Below are 5055 nucleotides of genomic sequence, written 5' to 3' on the forward strand. Positions count from 1 at the left end.
ATGCTCGTCACTGACAGTGGAATAGCAATTGCTAAGAAAATTAACCAACTGATCATTGAGAATGCACCCATAAATGAGCCAATCAACAATACCGCAGCAGCAACGGTTAAATGAGTATGCCAGTTTGCTCTGTTGTAGCTAGCAATTGCTAGGCAGCCAAGCAAACCGAGTATAAATAAAGCAGTCATAGTTATTATCCTTGTAAGAGGTCTGACCAGATTCTTCTTAAGATTAGCTTTTCAGTACCAGAGATTCAAGACAAATTATTGCTTTTTTGAGCGTACAAATGTGCTCTCAAACACTCTATTAATTATAGCTAACCATATGAAAGAGCTATGCCTTCAGGCTAATAATTGCTAGTATTTTCTCTGTGAACTTATCTATTTGTGTTTAAAAGGAATTAACATGCTTTCAGTGTTACATAACAAGATTAATTCTTTTGCTTTCATTTCAATAAAATATGCTCTTGGCTTATTTATTGGTATCGCAAGCATTTTATTACTCGTTGCTTTTGCTCTCAAAGTTACTGATTTACCTTTAGGCAGCTACTTGCATGGGAAAGGGCTTATATCATATTCGTTCAGTATGCTTTTTGGCGCTATGATTTCTTCTGCAGCAATTTGGTTTGTCTCGAAAATATTAAAAATTAAAGAAGTTTCAGTATTTTGTTTATTATCTATACCAACTTACTTTGTTTTACTTTCACTACCAAGAGAAGCATCAACAATGTTAATTGTTTTGGTAACAGGCGTTTTTACTTGGGTCGGCTTTTTAATTTTTGACAATAGAGCAATGCTTGAATACCGAGAGCTCGAAGATGAAACGATTTAGTTATTATCTATTTACTCTATTGGCAATAGTAATTATTGGGCTGTTTGTCATTAAGTTACCAAATGGCGAAACTGTATTTTCTGTTGATGATCTGCTGCGTTCAGTGAAGCGTGTGCTAACGATTATTCCTAATGATATTGAATTGCCAAACATCAGTACTACGCAAGAAAAGCAGGTGAATGTGTATATGTGGGTAGATGAAAAGGGCGTTACACATTATTCAGATATGCCAATTAAAGGTGCCAAGCAAGCCGAGTTACCTGAGGCCACCGTGCTACCTGCCAAAAAAGTTGAATGGCCAGAGGTGCAAATACCACGAGATAAAATGCGCAAAGATAATGAAAATGAGAAAAGCTATTTTGAGCGAATTAACACGTTAAAAATAGATGCTGAGCTTGCTAAAAAGCAACTTGAATTGCGTGCAAAACAACAACAAGAATTACTCAATAACCTCTAAATGGTTTGATTTAGCTTACTTTAACTCTTTTTAGAATCTGGTTAGAATTAACTAAATTGTTTAAGAGGTTGTGCAATGTGTGAGTTGCTCGGCATGTCAGCGAATGTGCCAACAGATATTTGTTTTAGCTTTTCTGGATTATTAGAGCGCGGTGGTAATACAGGGCCGCATAAAGATGGTTGGGGGATTACCTTTTATGAAGGTAAAGGATGCCGTACTTTTAAAGATTCAGAGCCAAGCTGCACATCTGAAATTGCTAAACTTGTTAAAGCCTACCCAATTAAGAGTTGCTCGGTGATCAGTCATATACGCCAAGGCAATCGCGGCCGTGTGTGTCTTGAAAATACTCACCCTTTTACGCGTGAGTTATGGGGCAGGGAAATCACGTATGCGCACAATGGTCAACTTTCAAACTACCAAGATTTAAAACCAGACTTTTATAAACCTGTTGGCAACACCGACAGTGAGCTTGCATTTTGTTGGATTTTGGATGAGATCCGCAAAAAATACCCTAAAAAGCCAAGCGATATGAAAGTGGTATTTCGCTATGCAGCAAAGCTTGCCAAACAGTTACAAGCAAAAGGTGTATTTAACATGTTGTTAAGTGATGGCATCTATGTACTTGCAGTGTGTTCAAACAATTTACATTGGATCACTCGTAAAGCACCTTTTGGTGAAGCACGCTTAATTGATGCAGACTTAATTGTTGATTTTAAAAAAGAAACCACACCTAATGATATTGTTACTGTGATTGCCACGCGTCCACTTACAGATAATGAATCATGGCATAAAATGGCAGCTGGCGAGTTTGTTTTATTTAAGCTTGGTGTAGCGGTTTATTAATACTGTCTTTCTCTACACAAAAAGCAGCGAATAGTCGATGCTTTTTGTTTTAAATAGATTCAAAATTACTTTTTAACTATGTAACTTTTCAATTGTACGTCAAATTGCTCAACGCCTTTTTCACCTTTCCACATGCGCACCAGTAAATAATCCATACTGGGTGCAAACCATGCAAGCGCTTGGCGTTTATCATTATTGTAAACACGTCTGGCTTTAATGGTTTCAACATTGCCAAAGGGTAGCGTGATGGTTTCAGTGCCTAATATTTCAAAGCGGTAATGGCGGGCTTTGCCTTTTTTATCAACGATAGGGTAATCAAACTCTTTTTTACCCGCTAACAAATCTAAACGCATTTGTGCTTGATAACTAATTAAGTCTTGAACACCATCTTCCCAATTAATATCAAGCGGATATTTTGATGAGTTCGAGGTTACTTGCTTAGTTTGGTGATCAAAACGTAATGTATATTTACGATCAGGGCCTGTGCCTTCTCGTTCCATTACATATTGCAGTGGTTTAATTTCACCATTGGCACAATCAAACCTTGCTTGTTCAGAGCGCTTGTCGTTAAAAATCATCCACTTGATATCACTTTTATAGCTGAGTTCACAGCTATCATTAGTAACAGTTAAGCGACGAAATGCACTACCATGGCGTTCGCCTTGACGCAAAATATCGTATTCAGCTTGGTAAGATTGAAGTTGATGTGTTGATGCCGAAATAAATGGCGAGAAAAGGGCGCTGGTAAGAACCGCACCCATAAGAAATTTAGATTGTAGCGCCTTGCTTTGGAAGAACTTGGCCATCAAGAACTGCATTATCTGTTTCCATTGTTAGTCGTTTTTCACAGAACCACTGAACCACCAAAGGATAAATAATGTGCTCTTGTTGGTGAACACGTTCGGCTAACGTTTGCGCTGTATCGTCTGACTCAATAGTAACTTTGGCCTGCAAAACAACAGGACCGCCGTCTAATTCTTCAGTAACGAAGTGTACGCTAACTCCATGCTCTTTGTCTTTTGCATCCAATGCTCTTTGGTGGGTATTCAGACCCTGATACTTAGGCAACAAAGATGGATGAATGTTCAACATTCGTCCTAAATAATTTTGCACTAAGCCAGGAGTTAGAATACGCATAAAACCAGCTAATACAACTAGATCTGGACTAAAAGCGTCAATTTTTTCCATTAACGCAGCGTCATAGTCTTCACGGCTAGCAAATGCCTTATGATCTAATACCAGCGTATTAATCCCAGCATTTTCAGCACGGGTAAGGCCATAAGCATCTGGGCGGTTAGAAATAACCGCACAGATTTCACCATTAATTTGACCAGCTTCAACAGCATCAATAATGGCTTGAAGGTTAGAGCCGCTACCAGAAATTAAAACGACGATTTTACTAGTCATTAGATAATTTCTACTTGCTCTTCGCCCGCGCTAGCAGCTTGGATTTCACCAATGTGCCATGCATCTTCACCTTGCGCTTTTAAGATTTCTAAGCTTTGCTCAAGTTTGTCTGCAGGTACTACTAAAATCATACCTACACCACAGTTGAATGTACGGTACATTTCGTGAGTTTCGATATTGCCATTTTCTTGTAACCAGTTGAAAACTGCAGGCCACTGCCAGCTATCACCTTTAACCACTGCTTTTGCAGATTCAGGTAATACGCGTGGAATGTTTTCCCAGAAACCACCGCCTGTGATGTGTGATAGCGCATGTACATCAACATCTTTTAGTAGTTCTAAAATTGATTTAACGTAAATGCGTGTAGGCTCCATTAGGTGCTCGCCTAATGTTTTACCTTCAAACTCAGCATTTGTATCAGCACCTGATACTTCAAGTACTTTACGAATTAATGAATAACCGTTTGAGTGAGGACCACTTGATGCAAGCGCAATTAGTTGGTCGCCTTCTGCTACTTTAGTGCCGTCGATGATTTTTGACTTCTCAACAACACCAGTACAGAAACCAGCCATATCGTAGTCGTCACCTTCGTACATGCCAGGCATTTCAGCAGTTTCACCACCGATAAGTGCACAGCCAGAAAGCTCACAACCTTTACCAATACCGGTTACTACGTCAGTAGCAACATCTACGTCAAGTTTGCCAGTTGCGTAATAATCTAAGAAGAAAAGTGGCTCAGCACCTTGAACGATAAGGTCGTTCACACACATAGCAACTAAGTCGATACCAACGGTATCGTGCTTTTTAAGGTCAATTGCTAAACGTAATTTAGTACCAACACCGTCGGTACCTGCAACAAGTACTGGTTCTTTGTAGCCAGTTGGTAGTTCACAAAGTGCGCCAAAACCACCAATGCCGCCCATTACTTCTGGACGACGAGTTTTCTTAACTACGCCTTTGATACGTTCAACTAATGCGTTACCAGCGTCGATATCTACGCCTGCATCTTTATAGCTTAAAGATTGTTTCTGTTCGCTCACGGAAATTCCTTAACGGTTGCATGTGGGTTGCATAAAAAATTGCGCGCATTTTACCTGATTTCGTGCGCTGCTACCACATTTATTGCAACTGGATGAGGACATTTGTCCAAGAAGTGTGAACAAGTAAGGGATATGACTCTCAAGCAAACAATTAATCGCTTGCTTGAGAGTGGGTTAGCGTATTAACGCGCTTAGGCTTCGGCAATTAAGATGGCGCGAAGTGGGGCTGGGTAGCCCTCGATGGTTTTGTTTACATCGTTTGGATCAAGAAAATCCGCGAGTGATTCCGTTGTCATCCAATCAGTTTTACGCTGTTCATCAAGTGAGGTTTGGTCGTTATCTACCACACGCACATTTTTAAAACCAACGCGCTCTAACCACAAGGTTAATGCTGCTGTACTTGGGATATACCATACATTACGCATTTTCGCGTAGCGGTCGGTTGGCATAAGTACCGTATTTACATCACCTTCAACC

The 5055-nt window shown here is 39.8% G+C and carries 8 protein-coding genes; 3 read left to right on the forward strand and 5 right to left on the reverse strand.

The annotated features are described in order from the left end of the window. A partial coding sequence (locus ABYD77_RS17625; protein WP_372771407.1) for a hypothetical protein occupies positions 1 to 188 on the reverse strand: 188 nt, incomplete at its 3' end. A gap of 217 nt (positions 189 to 405) precedes the next feature. Here ABYD77_RS17625 and ABYD77_RS17630 point away from each other — a divergent pair. From ABYD77_RS17630 to ABYD77_RS17640, 3 genes are all read left to right on the forward strand, one after another. Next, on the forward strand, positions 406 to 831 hold the full coding sequence (locus ABYD77_RS17630; protein WP_372771408.1) for a hypothetical protein: 426 nt from the start codon (positions 406 to 408) through the stop codon (positions 829 to 831). Next, positions 818 to 1288 (forward strand): DUF4124 domain-containing protein, encoded by a 471-nt coding sequence (locus ABYD77_RS17635; protein WP_372771409.1) that lies wholly within the window; start codon positions 818 to 820, stop codon positions 1286 to 1288. Before ABYD77_RS17630 ends, ABYD77_RS17635 begins: the two co-directional genes overlap by 14 nt. 75 nt (positions 1289 to 1363) lie before the next feature. Beyond that, positions 1364 to 2131 (forward strand): class II glutamine amidotransferase, encoded by a 768-nt coding sequence (locus ABYD77_RS17640; protein WP_372771410.1) that lies wholly within the window; start codon positions 1364 to 1366, stop codon positions 2129 to 2131. 65 nt (positions 2132 to 2196) lie between these two features. Here the strand turns inward: ABYD77_RS17640 and ABYD77_RS17645 are convergent, their stop codons facing one another. The 4 genes from ABYD77_RS17645 to ABYD77_RS17660 form a co-directional block, all read right to left on the reverse strand. Beyond that, positions 2197 to 2949, reverse strand: coding sequence for a DUF3108 domain-containing protein (locus tag ABYD77_RS17645; RefSeq protein ID WP_372771411.1), 753 nt, complete (start codon positions 2947 to 2949; stop codon positions 2197 to 2199). Continuing rightward, the gene (gene purN / locus ABYD77_RS17650; RefSeq protein ID WP_372771412.1) at positions 2900 to 3538 is read right to left on the reverse strand and encodes a phosphoribosylglycinamide formyltransferase; all 639 of its coding nucleotides are present in this window, start codon (positions 3536 to 3538) and stop codon (positions 2900 to 2902) included. The genes ABYD77_RS17645 and purN overlap by 50 nt, the downstream gene beginning before the upstream one ends. After that, on the reverse strand, positions 3538 to 4578 hold the full coding sequence (purM, locus tag ABYD77_RS17655; protein ID WP_372771413.1) for a phosphoribosylformylglycinamidine cyclo-ligase: 1041 nt from the start codon (positions 4576 to 4578) through the stop codon (positions 3538 to 3540). Before purM ends, purN begins: the two co-directional genes overlap by 1 nt. A gap of 191 nt (positions 4579 to 4769) precedes the next feature. After that, on the reverse strand, positions 4770 to 5055 hold a 286-nt coding region (locus ABYD77_RS17660), incomplete at its 5' end, for a DUF1698 domain-containing protein (RefSeq protein ID WP_372771414.1).

Source organism: Pseudoalteromonas sp. (genome assembly GCF_041629635.1).
In the GTDB taxonomy this organism is placed as follows: Bacteria; Pseudomonadota; Gammaproteobacteria; order Enterobacterales; family Alteromonadaceae; genus Pseudoalteromonas.

Coding starts and splice junctions, on each gene's coding strand:
- ABYD77_RS17630 (WP_372771408.1), top strand. CDS start 406: ATGCTTTCAGTGTTACATAACAAGATTAATTCTTTTGCTTTCATTTCA.
- ABYD77_RS17635 (WP_372771409.1), top strand. CDS start 818: ATGAAACGATTTAGTTATTATCTATTTACTCTATTGGCAATAGTAATT.
- ABYD77_RS17640 (WP_372771410.1), top strand. CDS start 1,364: ATGTGTGAGTTGCTCGGCATGTCAGCGAATGTGCCAACAGATATTTGT.
- ABYD77_RS17645 (WP_372771411.1), bottom strand. CDS start 2,949: ATGCAGTTCTTGATGGCCAAGTTCTTCCAAAGCAAGGCGCTACAATCT.
- purN (WP_372771412.1), bottom strand. CDS start 3,538: ATGACTAGTAAAATCGTCGTTTTAATTTCTGGTAGCGGCTCTAACCTT.